The following is a 19,509-nucleotide window of genomic DNA, read 5'->3' on the forward strand; positions in this document are numbered from 1 at the left end:
ATTAGTCTAATGTAGCAAACTTTTCAAGTGTACGAACCATTTGTGCAGTGAATCCTGATTCGTTATCATACCATGCAACAGTCTTTACAACTTGGCTATCACCTGAACCAACAATTTGTGTTTGTGTTGGGTCAAAGATTGAACCAAATGATGTACCGATAACATCTGATGATACGATTTGGTCATCATTGTAACCGAATGAAGGGTTGTTGTCAGTATACTTCTTGATTGCGTCGTTTACTTCGTCAACTGTAACTTCTTTGTCAAGAGTTGCAACTAATTCTGTAACTGAACCTGTGATTACAGGTACACGTTGTGCATGTCCATCAAGCTTACCTTTCAAGTCAGGAACAACTAGACCTAGGGCCTTAGCAGCACCAGTTGAGTGAGGGATGATGTTTGCAGCAGCAGCACGTGCAGCACGAACATTACCTTTACGTTCTGGACCATCTTGAAGTTTTTGTGTAGCTGTGTAAGCATGGATTGTTGTCATTGTACCAGCTTTGATACCGAATTCTTTGTTTACGGCATTTGCTAGAGGTGCAAGACAGTTTGTTGTACATGAACCAGCTGAAGCAATCTTAACGTCGTTTGTTAGGATGTCATCGTTAACACCATAAACAACTGTAGGCATGTCACCTGATGGAGCTGAGATCAATACACGTTTTGCACCGGCATCCAAGTGAGCTTGTGCCTTGTCTGCTGATGTGTAGAAACCAGTACATTCAAGAACGATGTCAACACCGTCGTTTGCAACCCATTTAAGGTCTGCAGCGTTCATTTCAGCATATACAGGAATTGTCTTACCGTCAACAACGATAGCATTGTCAGCAGCTGAAATCTTGTCGATTTCGAAGTTACCATGAGCTGTATCATACTTCAATAGGTGAGCAAGCATAGCAGGTGAAGTTAAATCGTTAATTGCAACAACTTCCAAATCTGTCTTGCCAGCTGCTTGAAGTGCAGCGATACGGCGGAATGCCAAACGACCGATACGGCCAAATCCATTAATACCAACTTTTGTAGTCATACAAAAATTCCTCCTTCAGGAAATCAAAAAAATATTATTTTAAAGGGTTATCCCTTAAAATCAGTTTTGAGGCAGCCTCATCTGTAATTAAGATTGTATGATGAGGTGCGTTGTTCATATATGATTGAATAGCATTAGCTTTGCTTTCTCCACCAGCAATCGCAATCACATATTCTATTTTATCAAGGTCCCGGACATGAAGTCCAATCCTAGGTACCTTATATACAAGATTACCACTTTTATCAAAGAAATCTCCAAAAGCTTCTGAAACTGCTCGACCACTGTCGATCAATTCTTGCTCTTTTTGCGAAAGATTTCTTCTTTCAGCCATAACACTTGCGGTGCCAATGCTGTGAATAACAACATTACTCCTATATATTAAATCAAGAACCGACTTAATTGAAGTCTCTTTTTGCAAAGATTCAAAACTTTTTTCAGAAATGTCTTCTGGAAGGTACATTGCCCGGTACTGGCTCTGCGTTCTTAAAGCCATCTCTGCACAAACACTGTTTGCTTGAATCGTCACCGACTCACCTACACCACCACGTGCCGGCAAGAAAACTAATTGACGATTTTTCGACAAATCAGGTGAAAGATTTCGAGCAACTTGAGCTAAAGTACTTCCTCCAGTTACAGAAATCATCGATTGTCCTGTCGGCAACAGCGTTCCTAAAAGTTGATTAAGTCTTCTGCCAAACGAATCAATCACCCGATATTGCTTATCAGCGTTACCAGGCAACACGATACACCGACTAATTCCAAGACGCTTGCTCAATTGTTTTTCCAATAAAGCAGTTCCTTGGTAATCGGCTAAGACGTCTGTCAATCTGACCACTACATCGCTACCTGTTTTTGTCAAAGACATCCCAGATTTCGAAGAGATAATCAAACCTTGCTTTCTCAACAAGTCAGTTTCAGTTCTTAATCCACGTTCAGTAATATTAAGATCATCAGCTAACACTCTGCGCCCAACAGGCTCCATTAATGAGATACTCTGAAGTATTTTAAATCGCTTTTCCAGAGTCTTAATGAAGTCTGGGGCAACTAAATCTAGCAATTCTAAATCTTCATTATTAGTCATTTGATATACTCCGTAGGACAAATATCGTCCCTGTATGTCTGTTTACGACCCATGTACTCAAAAAATAAAAGCCTGTGATGATTTAACTCATCTCCTAAGCACAAATACTAGTATAAACTCTCTTGTGAATATTTCAAGTAATATGCAACAAATAATGAAACTTATATTATTTTTTTTACTGATTTACTTTTTATATCAAAGTGCGATAGAATTATATTGTGCTTGCGCTGCTAGTGTAATGGATAGCACACAGGATTCCGGTTCCTGGGATGTGGGTTCGACTCCCACGTGGCGCATAATTTAGCATCGATATATTTCACATAGTCCCGAATTTACTATTATATATAGCTTTTTAACAGACAAAACTTTGATGACTTTCGATAAGCTTTTAAAAAAGTGAGTCACGGATGAGTCACGAAAAAAAATACAGTGGGAGCAAAATTGATTATCGCCAGTCAAATGACTAGCGATTTTTTTGTATAAAAATAATTGAATTAAATTTGCAATCTACCATGCAATGATTTTTTTATTTATTTTTAGACAAAATAAAAAAAGCCCTCACTCAATATGAGTGTGGACTAATTGCTCTGATAATAAATAAAATAGGATTGTGCCTTTCCTCAGCACTTTTATAGATATTAGGGGTTATTCTTTCAATGTTTTCGAGGGGCGATTTGATATTTATAGTCCCTATACAAACATATTTTGTAAAAAGCCTTTTTTTTGTTCTTTCAACAAATCTAACTTACGTTGATGAAGAGCGATAGTATTATCCAGTTGTTCGAAGAATGAACCTATTTTTTTTTGTTCTGAAAGTTCAGGTACCATAATCGACATTTTCGACATTTGCTTACCTGAAACCTCAACAAAAGTAGATCCTGCACCGGTGACTTCACCATATCGCTTAAGTTCATTAGTTCTTGAATAAATAAAATAACTATCAAGTTTATTTGGATTAGGAACAATTGATTGAAACCCTTGGTTAGTTGTAGCTTCTTTGCCTAATATAGCAGTGTTTCCGATACCAGCACGAGAAGTAAATAAGACAGTTCCTACTGGTAAAATTCTAGCTGAGCTCTTCTTTAGACCTAGTTCAGTAATAGTCTTTTTACTTTTACTAACATACCTTTGTTCTCCAATTTCAGCTGGAGCATACCAGTCAATATCACCGTCCCAGTATTCAGAGTTCGATGTACTTGGTGTTCCACCACCCACAATATTAGATAATTCTCCCAACTTACGCTCTTCCCAATCGTCAGCAAACCCCGCGAATCGCAATTCAGGAACTTTTGCCCCATCTTTAGGGAATAGTTTCTGTAATAATCCTTTTTTTAACTTAGTATAAAGGTCCAACTGCCGTTGTTGTAGAGTAATAAGGTTATCTACTAAAGATAATATTTTACCAATTTTAACTTGTTCGTTAATATTTGGAATGAAAAAAACAGCTTTTGAAACACGTTTCCAATCTGATCTAGGCATTTTTGTTCCAGAAGTATCATTAGCAATTTTTTGAAAGCTTGGAGATTGTATTAAGTAATATATGAAAAAAGGGGGGTCTTTTTTTGAACGCAGAACCCAAAAGTCTCCAAGAGCAATACCTTTAAAATTTGAAAAAAACCAGTTTTTTAAATAAGGACGCAATTTGCCAAACAAAATATCATTTTTTTCAAATACAATACCTTTCCTATTATCAAACTTTTCACTTATATCTTTATTTAATGTACCATATCCAGAATTAATATCTTCATATTCTAATTTAGGTAGATTTTTTGAATTAGACGATTTACTAATTCTCGCAACAATTTCAAAAAAGGATTGCTGTACCCAAGCATCACTATAACCATTAAAGCGAATTTGAGGCACTTTATTACTCATGATTGCCCCCCAACGGAGTATCTTCTAGTCGTTTACGATTGTTGGCATTCAGAATATCTCGCCAGTGATCATATAACCGATCAACTGTTACACCAGAATAATCTGTTAGATATTCCCAACCTTCACTCTTTAGCTTGTCAATTACAGCTTGTTCAAATTTATCTTCCGCCATTTAACTAGTCTTCTTTTCTTTTTTAGTTGTAACTATTTACCAAAACGCCACCAACTCTTGTTGGATTTATTTTATTGACAGCAAACAGTTAGTTTTTCTGACATTGTTATGATTTTCTTTTATTTCTTTATTTATTTACAAGTTCTATTATATATTATTTTTTTAATTATTTTTAGACAAATAAAAAAGTCCTCACAAATGAATGTGAAGGCTCCTTTCATATCTATATTCTTTAATTACTATATTTAAAATACTTTTTATTTTATTATCTGTATAATTGTAAAAAAAAAAGTCCCTTTCCCAGCCAACGGCAAAAACTAGGAGAGAAAAGGACAGACGATACGAGCAACCTATCTGTAACCAACAGATAGAGACAACACTATTGATTAACCAAATCAATAGAGGATATAACACTAATGTTCATATATAATATAATACACATTATACAAATTGTAAACCGATAGATTTAATGGTTAAATATTAGTTGGAGGTTATGATCTAACCAATCCTCCAACCTCCAAATCAATGATTTAGGAGGTAAAGCACTAATGTTCGAAGTAATTATAGCTGTTTGTTATTTAACCATTGGAACTGTTGAATTATTGCATTTCTTTGGTCTAATGTAAACAGAAAAACCTTCTAGGAGAGTTGTGATGTCAGCAAGCTGACCAATCATTACTCTCCTTTTGCATTATAGCACGAAAAATAGATCCCATTCAAATTGCAAGAGTTATTCTTATTTTACAAAATAACAATAAAAAGCTTACAATTCTTCTAATCTTTTTTTTATTACTTCTTTTAGCATATCAATATCTTCTTTTGTAGCCTTGTTTTTAATGAAACTTTTGGCACTAGATCGTGAGCGTAAATAGCTCGTACGTTCTCGATTTTTTTCGTCCCATTTTTTATTTGCCTTAATACGAGCTTCTGATAATTTTTCTACCATTTCGCATCTCCCTTACTTAACTATTAACCACACGATAAAAGATATAACTATTAACCAAACTATAATAACTTTTAAAGTAGGCTTCGTTTTTATTACCTTTATGTTTACATGTTTTGTTTTTAATAATGTTTTTGTCATATTGGATTTAATTGAGCAAATATAGTATATTTTAAGTGCACCAAAGAGGGAGGCTTCCCTCCTTGGTTTTCCATTACCATTCAATGGTAATTTCTAAAGTCAAAATGATTAGGTTAATTTTGAAGGTTATGCTAATCGTTTTTGGCTTTTTTATTTTGCTCAATTTCTTTTTCCACCTCCTCTTTACTACACTTATTATAATACACTACACGTAGTGTAATGTCAACTATTATTTATTTAATTTAGAATAAACACAACCCTTGATACGACTAGCTTTCTATAATATTTAGGTTAATTGAGAAAATAAAAAAAGCCCCCACTCAAAATGAGTGAGAGCTAATTCTATCTGCATTATCAATTTTTATTAAAATAAGTGTTCAACGAAATTATCCTTTAAATCCTGAACCTTGCGCATATTTAATAGGAACATATTCGTCTGTAGCCACTTTGTAACAGTAACCAATTCCAGGGATGTTAACTAACTTATCAGTCGTCTTCCATTCACTACCGGCTTTGAATTTCTTGTTACTGCCAGAAATGGCAGCGCCCTTACCATCGACAGATTCAGCTTGATCTCCATTAATAACTAATTTGTCTTTAAAGGTCGTGGATGACTGTGGTAGATAGATGTTACTTCCAATCACAAAATAAGGTTTGCTGTCAATAACTTGGATTGAATTAGATACCCATTTTGAACTTGGTGTAATCCATGAACCTTCATTAGCTTGTCCATTCTTATTATATGTAGTGAACGTCTTAAACGCTTTACTATCTAGTACTTGAACCACATTATTAACTGTGGATTTTGGCTTTTCTACGGTATTAATACCGTTCTTAACATCAGCTTTAAATTGTGCTCTACTGATTCCCCATTTAGCCAAATATGGATAAGGGTCAACATGATCACTTTGATTATTTGGCTGGTTGTTTGTGCAGTATTGATGTGTAACGATACCATATTTGGAAGTGTCTAACGTTAATGGAATTCCAGCTTCAACAGCTAGTTCACGCAATAAATTGACATATAATTTATAATCAGTCATAAATTCAGCTTTGGTCTTGTGTGATTCGATTAGTTCGACACTAGCATATCCCCACGAATTCCAACCACCGCCAACGTCCCAGGCACCTCGGTTAGTAGCAGCGGTTTGATAGATTTTCCCATTTCCAACCACGTGAGTGAAGTAACCAGATTGCAAGTCTTTCCACGACATATATCCAGCATCTTCTTTAGCCATGGATTTATTGTTTCCAGTTGAATGTGCATGGACTTGCCCAAATGGTGGAACTCCCACCAATGGTGTATCTTGTCTTAAATAACTCTTATCAATGTTCATTTATTTATCCTCCTTCGTAGTATATCCGCCTAATACTCCTTTAATTCCTGTGAATAGTCCTGCTGTATATCCACCAGCTAGAAAGCCTGTTAGTCCTGCTTTTCCTAACTCCGTATCATGAAATACTAATGCAATTAGTAAGCCAACTAGCAAGCCGACTAGCATGCTGATAAATGGCATGTATTTGTTATCTAATTTTGATTTCTTAGCTGCTGCGGTTAATAGATAGCATACTAAAATAATGATTGTTAATTCTGTGACATTCATAAGTTGCAAACCTTGTAAAATATCCATTTAGTTATCTCCTTTATTTTTAATGTCTTCTACATCATGCTCAATGTCACGAAGCCGTAGTCCATGATCGTGTAGCATGTTGTCATGTATTTTAAGTTTTCTAAACATTATATCGTGGTCGCGTGAACTGCTTTTAGTCAATTCCTGAACTGAAATTGTTAATTCATTCACAGTTTGAGTGAATTTTGTAATTGTAATAACTAATTTAACAATTTGCCACAATGCTACCGAAATAGCTGTAATAGCAGCAATCCACGCCACCCAATTATTTATAAATACTGGGACTGGTGGCATCTATCACTCCTCCTCTCCCTAATTTTTCGTATTTTAAGCAGCCATAATTACAAGTGGAAGTCCTGAATAGATTCCCGAAATATTTAGCCTATACTCTCCATCAACAATTGATCTCGATATAGTTAGCGTGCCGTAGAAGGTATATTTTTTCTCTATATCTAAGTTTTTAAAATCATCACTAGGAATATGGAGGGTCTTTTCTTCATTGTAAATGTCTTCAAAATGAGCAGCAATATTAATACTATTAATGTTTGACCAATTCTTTGTAGTGCTTAACAAATGCGCGTTTTTCAAACTAGTTACGCCTTTCTGAGAAACAAGCAAAATCGTACCCGGTTCCAATTTAGTTGCGCCACCAAACTCTTGACCACCATACATAATTTTACCCACGTTACTACCTCCAATTTTTAAACTCATTTAGATACCTCCTTAAGCGTCAGGAATTACATACAAAATTTTTGGATTAACGGTACCGGCACTAACTAACTTATCGTAATCAGCTTGACTGATTGAAGTAATCATAGTTTGAACAGTGTTTTGAAGTGCTGTAACTTCCGTCTTGTCGGCCTTTTTGGTTATTCCGTCATTGATAGCTTGAACACCGTCTTTGTTTTCAGTCACGGCGTCGGCTAATTCCGCAATAGTGTCCAATGTAGCGGGAGCAGCACCGATAATGCCCTTAATAGTTTGTTCAGCGTATGTTTTTGCTTGTCCAACACCAGTGGCAATTTTGCTGTCAACCTCTGTGTTTGTGGAATAGTCGGCTTTGTCTAAGGCGTTTTTGATAGCAGTTTGAACACTCCCATCAGTCGCAATTTCTGTTGGATTAGGGCACCAATCAGTTGCTGTGGTTCCTTTTTCAAGTTTAGGACCAGCAATGAGCAAGGTATTTTTATTGTTGGTGGTTCGTGAAATATTTGGGGATATTTTACCATCAGCAGTTATGTTCACAGTTCCTGTGACCCTTTGCCAATTTTCATTTAAAGAAACAGACGTATTCTCAATATCGGTATTATCATTGCCGGTGCCTCTATAATATATAGCCGAATTACCAGTGCCACTTTGGTATCTGGCATACACTGAAAAGGTATAAGTCTCACCTTTTTTACCTTGTATAGTTTGTGCCAAGCCCCCCCAATCTTGGTCAGTTGCCATGACTGTTAGCCCATTAAATTTTTCTCCAGTTTTATGCCAATTCGACCAGCTCCAGCCCCATACACTAGGATTATCAAAGTCACGAGTATCGGTATATAGGTTAGTCCTGACACCACTAATATTTTGAGCAGCTAAATCTAGTTGAGTTTTCAAAGCATCATATTTATTTTTAACGTCTGTTGCTTGGCTATCTAAACTATCTAAAGATGTATTGAAATCTTTAACATCTTTATTGATTAAATTCTTGAAGTCGTCATAGTCGCCTTGCAAAGTCTTTAGTAGTGCTTTAAATCTATTTTCAAAGTCTGTTTTTTGGCTATTAAAATCAGTTTCAAAGCCGCTTTTTTGGCTGTTAAAATCACTTGCTCGTTTGTCTTGAGCGGTTGTGAATGCTGTTTCTGAATTGCTTTGGAATGTACTCCACGCCGATTTAGCAGCATCTAAATCTTTTTGAGCCTGATCCACAAAACTCTGCATCTTGCCAGTTAATTCTGCGACCTTATCATCAATCTTCGCATTTCCAGTATCGGCAAAGTCTTTTAAGGCTAAAACATAAGATTCGGCTTCCTTGACCAGCGTTTCAAAGTCATCAATGTAGCTTCCTGCTTCTTTTATTGATCCGATCCCTTGTAGCACGACTAACTTCACGCTTGATGTAGAATCGTCTCCGACTTTGAAATACATGTTTCTGAATACACCAACATTTGTGTACATTTCATCTGGAAACTTAACTTTGAACGTGTTTCCCGACTTATCAGTCACAGCTTGCTTAATCAGCCGTTGGTCGGGCGTTTTGGCGATAAGTTCAACGTCAACTTTGGATAAATCGGTGTACTTTTCGAATGATTTCCCAAGTGTTACTTGTAGCTCGTCACCTGTGTCGCCTTGACGAATCTTCAAAGGTAACTCGTAAATTGGGGTTGTCTTGTCTGTATCTAAAACAATTGGTTGTAAACTCATTTAATCACCTCCATTCAATATATTTTCAATTATTTTTCTATCAAAATTATAAGGTCTGTGAAGTTGACCATCAAAATATGTATAGTAATCATGAAGTTTCTCAAACAATGGATATTCTGAATCAATCAAATGGACATAAATATAACCATCATTAATTAACGATTCATCTGGCTTAAAATCATTAAACAGTTTGAAACTATATTCTGAACCATCATTAGACTTTAAGTAATCTGTGACCGCTCCCAAATTATTTGTTTTTATGTAAATCATTGCCATTCAACTTCACCTTCAATTCTTTATTTTCTTCTTTGAGATGTTTATTTTCGATAAAAAGAATAGAATTCTCAACCTGTGTATTAGCTAATTTACCAGATAAATCTTTAATTACTTCGTTCGCATTTCCTTTATTTTCCATAATTATTTCAAGTCACTTTCATTTAAAATTCTTAGTCCACCCATGTACAGTTTTCCAGAGCCATCACCGGTTAATTTAGCCCCATTAATCATTAGATATCCCGACTCTATGTTCATTGCTCTAATTCCATCAATTTGATGAACCGTCATATTATTTGTCGAAATACCGTATCTTGTAATGGATGTTCTATTCGATCCAGAACCCATTGATATATCTGTATCACCACTAATAGTTACACCGCTAATTTCTCCACCACGAATATGAACTCCAGTGATATTTTGACCCACAAAATTATCAGCATAGACGTTACCACGGTTATCAATAGCCACAGTTCCTTTTCCATCATAATAGATGCCTTTAGAGTTCCAACGCATTCCGTAGTTACCGCCGTTTTCACTAGCAACGATATCTGTTGGATTTTCTCTATCGGGAAGGAATCTTATTACATCACGACCGCTGCCATTGATATATCCAAGCATGTCATCCCTAGTATCGTTAACATTCTTCTTCAATTCGTCCATCAATTGTTGTGTATCTTCATTGCTGGCTTTCAAATCAGAAACATCTTTATTTGTCTCGGTTAAATTGACGTTCGTTTCATTCAGGTTTGTGTTGGTTTCATCGACTTTGGTTTCAACGTTAGTTACTTTGTTTTCGGTACTGACGGTCTTGTCTGAGATACCAGTTCTAGCAATCGTGCCTAATTCTACTTCTGTGTATTCTCTGGCTAAGGCATCGTATTTGTAACTAATAATGCTGTCTTTAATATCAAAATCACTCACTTGAATATGGACAATATCAAGCGGTTTAACATCAACCAGTTTCTTGAACTGGCTGTATTCCTTGGTATCTCCCAAGTTCTTAAATTGAACTTTAATATTGATACTAGGCTTATCAGCTTCGTTCTTGCTGTATTCTTCTTTGGCCAAACTTCTTAGTTTCTCATAAGCTTGATCGACAGGGATGGCACCCTCTTGATTAAATTGAGAGTTAGAATTTTCAGCCTTGACGTCCTGATAGTTAACTGTTTTGATTTTGATATTTTTGTACTTATCAATTAGTGGACTGTCCACATATTTCTCAGGCAACATCAAGCCATCAAATCCAATCGGCATGATTCTAGTTGCCATCGGCTCCCAGTCAATTTGATATGTGTAGCCTGTTAGATTTTTGCCGTGAGTAATTTTGAATCCTCTATCCTCACCCATTGATTTGAGCATCTTCACGTCATAGCCATCGCGTGAGATAACACCACCCCAACGATTTAGGAATGTATTATCTTTAGATGTATCGAGCAATGCTTGGACTGGATTCATTCTGACCATTCGGCAATTTGCAACCTTATCAATGTCGGATGTAAACCTAAATTTCGTTGGATATTGAAAAGCCGCATTAAATCTGTCCATTAATGCGGTTCCAGTTGAATTAACGAAGTTAGAATCTTCAATCAAATTAGATGCTAGATCATAAAATAAGTGATAACACTCGACTTTTAAGAACCCGATTTGTTCGGTAACTTTATGGATTCGAAAAGGTTGCTCACCTAATGGCGTAGGAGCGACCACGATCATATCGCCTTTGATTATTCCGCTGTATTTCTCTTCGCTAAAATAATCAAAGTCAAAACTGTACATGCCGTTTTTAGTCCACTCTACAGAATTGTCTTTAATGCCACTATCTAAGACAGCAATACCATTAGTCTTGAACTGCTCTTCTGTGGCATCTTCGGGAAATAGTCTGATCATAGATATCTCTCCCTTACGTTAAATTTCACAGTGTCGAAGTCGCCACTAATTTTTATGTCATTTTGACCAGGCATTAATCGAGGAAAATCGCCAACCATCGACAAGCCTAAGTTCGTATTATCCTTATAAATTTCTTGAATTTCAGAGTCTATATAGGCGTTTTCTACGGTCAAGTTCAGTTCAATAGCTTGGTCATTAATCGTAACGACTCCCTCACCGCTGCCCATAATTTCGAGTTTCGGGAGGGAGTAGATAGTTCCACGATTGAAAATGATTCCATCTTTGACAATGGTTACCTCATCATTACCCACGTGATACTCGAATGGGTCACATACGAACGACACTTCGAACGATCCATACTCAGCGATTTCATTATCGATATCTCCAATCTCGACATACTTAACTTTGCGATAAACGATATCGTCATCGAATCTTATTTTTTTGCAGTTAAAAAGCCACGACTTTATATGTCGTAGCTTTTCTTTTACGTTGAAATCTTCCAACATATTGAATTTTACTTTTTGAGTTACATCCTTGATATATTTCAATCGGCTCAAACTTCCGTTTCTACCGTCTACATAATCGGATTCAAACTCATAATTTGGATTTGATAGAGCTGGTCGGTCTTCAACAGCTAGCAGCATGTCCGAATCGTAAACTCCATCAATTACCATGTGTAGTGTCATTTAATACCCCCTAACTCCAAAGCTTGATTTAGTACCTCGTTGACCAATCCAGTCGTCAGCACGTTCGAAAATTTTATCAATGTCGCTATCATTTCTAACGGTATTGTTGAAAGTCATTTGAATGTTCTGAACTACTGATTGCTTGGCTTTCTCATCGGTTGCTTGCGCAATCTGATTACCAATCACTGACAAGTTCTTGAAATTCAATGGCAAAATAGCCTCTGGACCAGCTTCGCCACCGCCTTGCAAGTTACCACCATTCATCCCAAAAATGGTTGGTGCCTTCATGATTCCACCAATAGCATTCCATTTTACAGATAGATGCGGTACTGACGGTGGTTTAAAACTGAATTTACCTTTTAAATAAAAGTGTGGTAATGGTGGCATACTAATTTTAGGAATCCTTAAATGCATTCCGGAAAAGAAGCCCTTGATGGCATTAACAATTCCCGAAATTTTGGACTTAGCCGATTGAATCGGATTTATCATTGCGTTCTTAACACCATTCCAAATCGAAGTTGTCACCGACTTCACATTGTTCCATGCGTTCGAAACTACCGATTTAACAGCATTTACAACATTTGAAACTGTTGATTTAATTCCATTCCATATGCTTGATGTTACTGACTTGATGGCATTAAATACGCTCGATGTTACTGACTTCACAGCGTTCCAACCGGCGGTAACAGCGGATTTAATTGCATTCAAAACTGAAGTTACGACTGACTTAATTCCGTTCCAAACATTTGTGATAACTGATTTAATAGCATTCCAAACCGAACTTGTAACCGATTTAATGGCATTCCAAGTCGAAGTAAAGAAGTTAGATAAAGCCGTGAATACGGATTTGGCAACTGAAACTATTGAGTTCCACAAACCCGATAGGAACGAGCTTATAGATTGCCATACCGATTGAGCTACTGTGGAAATTGTTTGCCACAAGTTACTAAAGAATGTGGCTATTGGTTGCCAGATTGGAGCTGTTAGCGCAACAATCGCCTGCCAGGTCCATTGGAGCCAAGAGCTTATAAACGTCCACACACCTTGGATAACAGACTGGATAGTCATAAAAATCACAGTAAATACGTTGGATAAAGTTCCCCAAATCGTTGATGCCACAGTGACTACATTCGTCCACAATGTTGTTAAGAATGTGACTATTCCCGTCCACACGCTTGAAACGGTGGTAGAAATACTTTGCCAAATCGAACTAAAGAATGCACCTAAACTAGAAAATATAGCAGATGCACCTTGAACTATCGAATTCCATACATTCGTTAATGTGGTAACTATCGAATTCCAGACCTCTTCAGTTTTCGCTTTTATTTGATCCCAATGAGTAACTATATATAGTACAAGAACAGCTATGATTGCGATTATCGCACCTATGCCTCCAGTCATTAAAGCTGTTGCTAATTTTACGCCTTTTAACGCATTTGTTATTGCACCTATAGCACTAACAACCGAACCAATTGTTACCAAAAGTGGACCTATTGCTGCTGCAATTGCAGTAAGTGCCACTACAAATTTCTGTGTTTCAGGACTTGCATTACTGAATGCTTTCGCCACGTTTTCAAGAACCTTAAATACGGGTTGTAAAGTATCAAGCACATTGCTTAGTGCGTCCATCAGTGGACCACCAAACTCGATACCTAAATCAGTAACTTTATTCTTAACAATCTTTAGTTTTGAGCTGAAAGTTGAGTATCTCTTTTCGGCTTCCTGTGTTAAAGCTGAGTTCTCTTTCCAGCCATCACCAGATATCTTAAGTGCTTTTGATAATGTATCTCCGGCACCTGAAAGACGTAGCATAGTATCAATTTCTTGCGTGGAATTGATACCCATATCCTTAAGCATGGAAGTTACATCTTTACCACTTGCTTTTGCTTTTCCAAGTCCTTTAACAAATTCGACAATGGCACCCGAGGCATCATCTTTCCAGTGCTTCTTGAATTCGGATGAGGACATGCCAGAAACTTTGGCGAACTTGTCTAGTGAATCGCCACCACTAGCAACAGATGTATTAATCTTTTGCATAACACGTGACATGGCACCACCACCAGCCTCTGCTTGAATACCTACAGATGACATAGCAGCTGCTAAACCTGTGATTTGTGATTCAGTCAAACCAACCTGATGACCAGTACCAGCTAAACGAAGTGACATGTCCACGATATCCGATTCTGTGGTAGCCATGTTATTACCTAAGTTAACAATCGATGAGCCTAAACGATCAAAGTTCTTTTGTGGCATACCCGTGATATTAGCCAACTTAGCTAATGCAGTAGCGGCATCTTCTGATGACATGTTAGTTGCTTGTCCCATGTCAATCATAGTTTTGGTAAAGCTTAAGACGTTAGGTGTCTTAATTCCTAATTGCCCAGCAGCTTCCGCTACGTGTGAAATCTCGGTAGTGGTAGCCGGAATAGTCTTAGCCATGCTACGAATGCCGTTCTCTAAGTCCTTGTATGAAACTTTGACTTTGCCGTTTGAATCCTTGACCTCATCAACTGTCTTCTTAACGCCAGTGAATGCACTATCGAAGTCACTAGCTGCTTTAACTGATGCAGCAACACCGGCTACAATTGGAGCAGTGACACCGACAGTCATACCACGACCGACAGATTTCAACTTGTCGCCTGCACTAGTCATGGCATTACCGAAGTTCTTCATTTTGTTAGTTGAGTCGGCATAGGAATTAGCAAACTCCTGGTTAGCTTTCTTAGCATCAAGCAACTTCCCGTTTAACTCTTGAACTTCTTGAGAATTCTCGCCGTATTCCTTCTTAGCGAGAGAGAGTTGTTTCTCTAAGTTCTTGACCTGCTCAGCAGTTGCCTTTTCTTGTTTGGCATAATATTGCTTGGCCAGCCTTGCTTTATCACTAGCTTTGGCGTTATTGCCAAGCTGAGCAACTTCTAACTGGTATTCCTTAGTTAAATTCCTGGATGAGGACTCAAGCGTTTTCTGTTCTGATGCCAGTGACTTTAAAGCGGCTTGTCTTTTTTGAGATGCTTGAGCCGCTTCGCTTTCCGCTGTTTTAGCTTCTTTCAACTTGGCATTAGTTGATTGAATACGATTTTTTAGCGATTCTTCTTGTTTCTCAGCAGTTAAAAGCTTGTTAGTCCAAATACGAGTTTCTTCTGAATTCTCGCCAGTCACGCGCTTTACATTTTCTAATGCTTCGGCTGTAATCTGTGTCTTATTCTTTGCAAGCTCGTACTGACTATTTAGCTTTGTCAAACTGGCATTTAACTTCTCGGATTCGGATGAGGTGTTTCTCATCTGTTCTTTTTGCAATGCGAATTCTTTGTTTAAAGAAGTCATAGCGTTGCTATTTTCTTTAATAGCTGATTTGAACTGCTGATTAATTACTTTATATTCAAGTTGAATCTCTTTACTTGCCCTTAGATGACCTCCTTTTTATTTTATGAATTCAAATAATTTTCAATTGCGATCTTATTAATTGTTAGTTTTGTCAAACTATCGATATTCCAGTATTCCGCAACGACAGGATCTAACCCTATAAAAAAAACGTAGAAGCTATATAGGTCTTCTACGTTTTCTATTACTAGTTTTGGTGTCTTTTTCTCTTGTCCTTGCGACTTCCTTTTTTTGTTGAACGTTTAAAACTGCTTGCCAGTTTATTATCGCTTTCGGCTACATCACCAATCATGTCCACAAGAATCTTGCCAAACAATTCAAAGTTAAGGTCTAGCTTATCTTCAAATTGTTCTTGTGTCATTGTTGTCCCAGGGTTGCCATTCACATAAGCAAGCCAAGCAGCATTGATAAGATAAGGTTCCATCTTGTCCGGTTCCTTATCAGCACCAACAAATGCTTGCAGTAATGATTTAGGAAGCAAACCTTTTGATTGGAATTCTCTCAATGCGTGGACTGAGATTTTTGGTTTAACTTTGACAGTTTCGCCATCGTTCAAAGTAATTTGTGTAATCATCTTAAGACTCCTCTACTATTCAACTGTACCTTCATCTGTGGAAGTTTCTTGGACTAATTCTGGTGTGAAATCTGTTAACCACTTATCAGCAACATCAGGTTCAACTTCGCTCTTAAGTGCTTCATAGAAGAACTTGCTATTGACATCTTTCATGGCAATGAATTCTTGTTCGACTTCAGCGATTTCTTCACCACCGTTTTCAAGCTCCCATTTCATACCACCAGAGAATTGCATATTTGGAAATGCTCTAAGCATTGTCATTTCCTCATCAAGGTCTAATACATCAAATGACATAATTCCACGACCTTGACGTGAATCAGTACCATAAGCGAATACACCTTTCTTCAAGCCTTTTGTATTAAGTCCCCAAGCTTTTCTAAGGTTTTCAACTGGCATATGTCCAGTTAATTTACATTTTAGTTGTGTAGGAATATCCACAGAACGAACTGTATCGCCTTCACATTTCTTAATTACTGTCTTTAATGTAGTTTCAATTTCAAGCTTTCCTGTACACCCTAACTTCACTGAGGGAGTGACATAAGCACCATTTTCAAACCATTTAATACCGGCATCTGTAACTTTGTATTCGTCAAACGTTGTAAATTCTTCAGCCATATATATTTCTCCTTTATAATTTCATTGCGTCTTCTAACGCTTCCATAACTTTTCTAAAAATTGGATTTGAAGCAGCTTCCCCACCTTGTTCAAAGAACCTTTGATCAATAAGGTTATGTGGTCCAATACCATCATTAGGGAATACAAGGTAACCAAAACTACCTTTGTTCTTCGCCGCTCCACCACGTGCATAGACTCTAAATCCTAAATTCATCATGTCTGATTTAAGTGGATTAGAGTTCTTAGCATGTTTTTTGTTTCGATTAGACATAGGCATAAACTTAACGATTTGTTGAATCGCTTGTTTAGCACCGTATGTATGTAGAACTTTATTAACGGCATCTTCGGCACGATCTGGAACCTTAGCCATTTCGTTTTGAATGGCTTTCGAGCTGTCATAGTTTAAAAAGAATTCAGCCATTACCAGTCACCTGCTTTAATCACATGAACGAAGTTCAAAGTAATCATCTTGGCATCTTCGTTTGTATCAGTGAATTTACCGTCATCAATCTCTGAGCCTGTGAATCTAAGGCGTGCCTTAGTCAGCTTGTCTGCAAGCTGTAAAACATCGACTTGAGAGTTGTTGCGAGTAATAAAAGACAGAACGAACTTTTGTAAAAATTGATTATGATTCTCCTGGGCTGGTGTAATCTCACCGTCTTTTGAATAAATAAAAAACGATTTGTTAGCCGTAATTTCATCCTTTTCAATTGACGTATCAAACAGTGGATAATCTTCTCCGTTCATGATTTCGATGAACTTATCGAGCTTTAAAGAATCTTTAAACTTCATTCAATACACCTTCTTTAGTGAGATACCAAAACATATGTTTCCTATCGGTTGATAAGTCGATATATTCAATCTCGTAGTAATTGCCGTTAATAACAGCTTTGTGAATCTGCTTATCGATGCCTGGAACATAATAAGTTTCAACTTTTAAATTGGATGACTGATCTTTACCACTGCTAAAAATATCCTCATCCTGTTGTCGAATTTGTTTGTAATTAAAAAAGAGAAAGCCTGATTCATTTAATTCAAACCCGATTTTCTCTTTAAATTCATTACGTTTAGTTTTAATAGTTCCATATCTTAAAACTCCGTCAGTATAGTTAGTCAGTCGTCTTTTCATCAATAGACCTCCTAGCTACCCCGTTAACGATTTGTAAATGTAGGATGTCACTTTGATAGTCCACAGGAAACATCTGTCTGTAGCCTTCCCAGTAGTAGCGACAGTAGTTCATTAGTAAATCATTAGCGACTATCGATGCTTCTGATTCGCCAGCAAAGTCGATTGGTCCTGCTCTACTGGTGATGAATGCCATGCCACGTTTGATAGCTTTTTTCAAACTGTTGTCACGTTCGTTAAAAGAAATTTGAAGCTCACTTTTAACTTGTGTTAGCAGCTCATCACTAACTTCATATTTCATTTATTAACCTCTATTCTGTAGGTACTAATGCTAATAGGTCGTCTTTAGTAGTCTTGCCGGTGTAATCAATTTTTTGATTATCTAACCAAGCTTTAATTTCGGCTACTGTTTGTTTAGCTGTTGGCTTAACAGTTCCAGCCGTATCAAAGGCGCCATCATTCTCAGACGGCGTTTCTATTTTGACTCTTCACTGTCAGCGGCTTCACTTACATCGTCAATCTTGCCGGCTCTCTTAACGTCAGGAGCGCCTTCAAGTTCAGGAATAGTTGCACCTTCCATACCAGAGATGTCAGCCACGAAGAATGCGTTTTGATTCTTAGCAACACCCATACCGAAGAATTTAGCAATGTATAAGTCCATGTCTTCGATTGCTAGTGTTTGATCATATTCCTTAAGTTCCACGGCACCAGATACGCCCAGAATGTAGTTCTTAGTGAAACCGAACACGATTTTATCTTCTGGAACGGCATAAGATTGGATGATAGTATCGCCAGTTGGCAATGCAATTAAGTGCCAGTTGTTGTCAGCGTCGTTAACAGCTAGTTGTGGGAACAACTTAGCCCAGTAGGACATAGGGTTAACGATGGCACTGATTGGACCATTAGCAGTCTTAGCTTTAGTCAAAGCTGCGTGGATTCCAGCTAATGACAATGGTTTCAAATCATTCAATTTAATAGCTGGTTTGTCAGGATATACACCATCAGTAGAACCAGAAAGCTTCTTAGTCATACCGATTGGTTGCAAGTTACCATCACCAGAAACAACAGCAGTTTCAAGTGTTGCACTCATAGTTTCTTCTAAGAATGTGATTACATATTGTGCCAAATATGATGGGCCTAATTTAAAGAAACCTTTTGGAACTGCCATGAATCCAGATAGCTTGCTTGATTCTAATGACAATGGCTTGAAACCATCTTCGACGATTTGTTTGATATCGTCTGGAACCTTACCCCAGAAGGCAGTCTTCTTAGTTGGATCAGCGTAGATAAGTTTCATCAAAGCTGTAACCGGTTGAGTATCAATAGCGGCAAGCAGTGGGTGTTCTTCTGTAATACGTGATAGAACATCTTCAATGACTGTTTCGGGTAGGACTTCATCTAAGTTTTCGAATGATTGTTTCTTAGCTGCGTCAGCAAAGAACTTTCTTTCGGATGACGTCATCGGTCTACGAATTCCACGAGCTTCAAGTACCTTTTCATCATTCATTTCAGTATTCATTTCTTTAACTTGCTTGAATGCGTCAGCACTGATTGTGTCTTGGAGTGATTGAGCAAAGTTACCAAATGCCTCTTCTTGAGCCTTTTCGTCTCCATCACGCAAGGCATTAAACATAGCCACTCGTGAGTCTTTTAGTTTTTCATTATCTAAATCTAAATTTTTCATT

22 protein-coding genes and 1 tRNA gene are annotated in these 19,509 nt (G+C 37.3%); 1 reads left to right on the plus strand and 22 read right to left on the minus strand.

Going from position 1 to position 19,509, the window contains the following annotated elements; all coding sequences use genetic code 11:
- Position 1 precedes the first annotated feature (1 nt).
- Both gap and U8521_RS06040 read right to left on the minus strand, forming a co-directional pair.
- Positions 2-1,030, minus strand: a complete 1,029-nt coding sequence (gene gap / locus U8521_RS06035; RefSeq protein WP_334333706.1) for a type I glyceraldehyde-3-phosphate dehydrogenase — start codon at positions 1,028-1,030, stop codon at positions 2-4.
- 34 nt (positions 1,031-1,064) lie between these two features.
- The gene (locus U8521_RS06040) at positions 1,065-2,111 is read right to left on the minus strand and encodes a sugar-binding transcriptional regulator (protein WP_334333707.1); all 1,047 of its coding nucleotides are present in this window, start codon (positions 2,109-2,111) and stop codon (positions 1,065-1,067) included.
- Positions 2,112-2,335: 224 nt separating this feature from the next.
- Between U8521_RS06040 and U8521_RS06045 the strand changes: the two genes are divergently transcribed.
- Positions 2,336-2,407, plus strand: a tRNA-Arg gene (locus U8521_RS06045).
- Between the two features lie 394 nt (positions 2,408-2,801).
- On the opposite strand, the gene U8521_RS06050 is transcribed toward U8521_RS06045, so the two are convergent.
- From U8521_RS06050 to U8521_RS06145, 20 genes are all read right to left on the minus strand, one after another.
- Entirely contained in the window at positions 2,802-3,986 is a 1,185-nt protein-coding gene (locus tag U8521_RS06050; protein ID WP_334352174.1) for a restriction endonuclease subunit S, read from the minus strand.
- Positions 3,979-4,158 (minus strand): PDDEXK family nuclease, encoded by a 180-nt coding sequence (locus U8521_RS06055; protein ID WP_085013068.1) that lies wholly within the window; start codon positions 4,156-4,158, stop codon positions 3,979-3,981. Before U8521_RS06055 ends, U8521_RS06050 begins: the two co-directional genes overlap by 8 nt.
- Positions 4,159-4,921: 763 nt before the next feature.
- On the minus strand, positions 4,922-5,104 hold the full coding sequence (locus tag U8521_RS06060) for a hypothetical protein (protein ID WP_334352175.1): 183 nt from the start codon (positions 5,102-5,104) through the stop codon (positions 4,922-4,924).
- 524 nt (positions 5,105-5,628) lie between these two features.
- On the minus strand, positions 5,629-6,579 hold the full coding sequence (locus U8521_RS06065; RefSeq protein ID WP_334352176.1) for an N-acetylmuramoyl-L-alanine amidase: 951 nt from the start codon (positions 6,577-6,579) through the stop codon (positions 5,629-5,631).
- Positions 6,580-6,873, minus strand: coding sequence for a holin (locus U8521_RS06070; RefSeq protein ID WP_334352177.1), 294 nt, complete (start codon positions 6,871-6,873; stop codon positions 6,580-6,582).
- Positions 6,874-7,167 carry a hypothetical protein gene (locus tag U8521_RS06075; protein ID WP_334352178.1) on the minus strand — a complete coding sequence of 98 codons (294 nt, stop codon included), beginning with the start codon at positions 7,165-7,167 and terminating at the stop codon, positions 6,874-6,876.
- A gap of 33 nt (positions 7,168-7,200) precedes the next feature.
- A complete protein-coding gene (locus tag U8521_RS06080; RefSeq protein ID WP_334352179.1) occupies positions 7,201-7,584 on the minus strand; it encodes a hypothetical protein in 384 nt (127 codons plus the stop codon).
- A 12-nt stretch (positions 7,585-7,596) separates the two neighbouring features.
- Positions 7,597-9,282 (minus strand): phage head spike fiber domain-containing protein, encoded by a 1,686-nt coding sequence (locus tag U8521_RS06085; protein WP_334352180.1) that lies wholly within the window; start codon positions 9,280-9,282, stop codon positions 7,597-7,599.
- Positions 9,283-9,558 carry a hypothetical protein gene (locus U8521_RS06090; protein WP_334352181.1) on the minus strand — a complete coding sequence of 92 codons (276 nt, stop codon included), beginning with the start codon at positions 9,556-9,558 and terminating at the stop codon, positions 9,283-9,285.
- On the minus strand, positions 9,530-9,697 hold the full coding sequence (locus tag U8521_RS06095; RefSeq protein ID WP_334352182.1) for a hypothetical protein: 168 nt from the start codon (positions 9,695-9,697) through the stop codon (positions 9,530-9,532). Before U8521_RS06095 ends, U8521_RS06090 begins: the two co-directional genes overlap by 29 nt.
- A gap of 2 nt (positions 9,698-9,699) precedes the next feature.
- The gene (locus U8521_RS06100) at positions 9,700-11,442 is read right to left on the minus strand and encodes a phage tail spike protein (RefSeq protein WP_334352183.1); all 1,743 of its coding nucleotides are present in this window, start codon (positions 11,440-11,442) and stop codon (positions 9,700-9,702) included.
- Positions 11,439-12,128, minus strand: coding sequence for a distal tail protein Dit (locus tag U8521_RS06105; protein ID WP_334352184.1), 690 nt, complete (start codon positions 12,126-12,128; stop codon positions 11,439-11,441). The genes U8521_RS06100 and U8521_RS06105 overlap by 4 nt, the downstream gene beginning before the upstream one ends.
- Positions 12,129-15,452 (minus strand): phage tail tape measure protein, encoded by a 3,324-nt coding sequence (locus tag U8521_RS06110; protein ID WP_334352185.1) that lies wholly within the window; start codon positions 15,450-15,452, stop codon positions 12,129-12,131.
- A gap of 244 nt (positions 15,453-15,696) precedes the next feature.
- Complete coding sequence (locus U8521_RS06115; protein ID WP_010019292.1) at positions 15,697-16,083, minus strand: hypothetical protein; 387 nt, start codon at positions 16,081-16,083, stop codon at positions 15,697-15,699.
- Positions 16,084-16,098: 15 nt separating this feature from the next.
- Positions 16,099-16,698, minus strand: a complete 600-nt coding sequence (locus U8521_RS06120) for a hypothetical protein (RefSeq protein WP_334352186.1) — start codon at positions 16,696-16,698, stop codon at positions 16,099-16,101.
- A gap of 13 nt (positions 16,699-16,711) precedes the next feature.
- Positions 16,712-17,119 (minus strand): hypothetical protein, encoded by a 408-nt coding sequence (locus U8521_RS06125; RefSeq protein ID WP_010019290.1) that lies wholly within the window; start codon positions 17,117-17,119, stop codon positions 16,712-16,714.
- Positions 17,119-17,490, minus strand: a complete 372-nt coding sequence (locus tag U8521_RS06130) for a hypothetical protein (RefSeq protein WP_334352187.1) — start codon at positions 17,488-17,490, stop codon at positions 17,119-17,121. Before U8521_RS06130 ends, U8521_RS06125 begins: the two co-directional genes overlap by 1 nt.
- On the minus strand, positions 17,480-17,827 hold the full coding sequence (locus U8521_RS06135; protein ID WP_334352188.1) for a hypothetical protein: 348 nt from the start codon (positions 17,825-17,827) through the stop codon (positions 17,480-17,482). The genes U8521_RS06130 and U8521_RS06135 overlap by 11 nt, the downstream gene beginning before the upstream one ends.
- Entirely contained in the window at positions 17,808-18,125 is a 318-nt protein-coding gene (locus tag U8521_RS06140; protein ID WP_334352189.1) for a hypothetical protein, read from the minus strand. Before U8521_RS06140 ends, U8521_RS06135 begins: the two co-directional genes overlap by 20 nt.
- A 174-nt stretch (positions 18,126-18,299) precedes the next feature.
- Complete coding sequence (locus U8521_RS06145) at positions 18,300-19,508, minus strand: phage major capsid protein (RefSeq protein WP_334341181.1); 1,209 nt, start codon at positions 19,506-19,508, stop codon at positions 18,300-18,302.
- Position 19,509: the final 1 nt, after the last annotated feature.

It is taken from the genome of Companilactobacillus miaonis (assembly GCF_036913615.1).
In the GTDB taxonomy this organism is placed as follows: Bacteria; Bacillota; Bacilli; order Lactobacillales; family Lactobacillaceae; genus Companilactobacillus.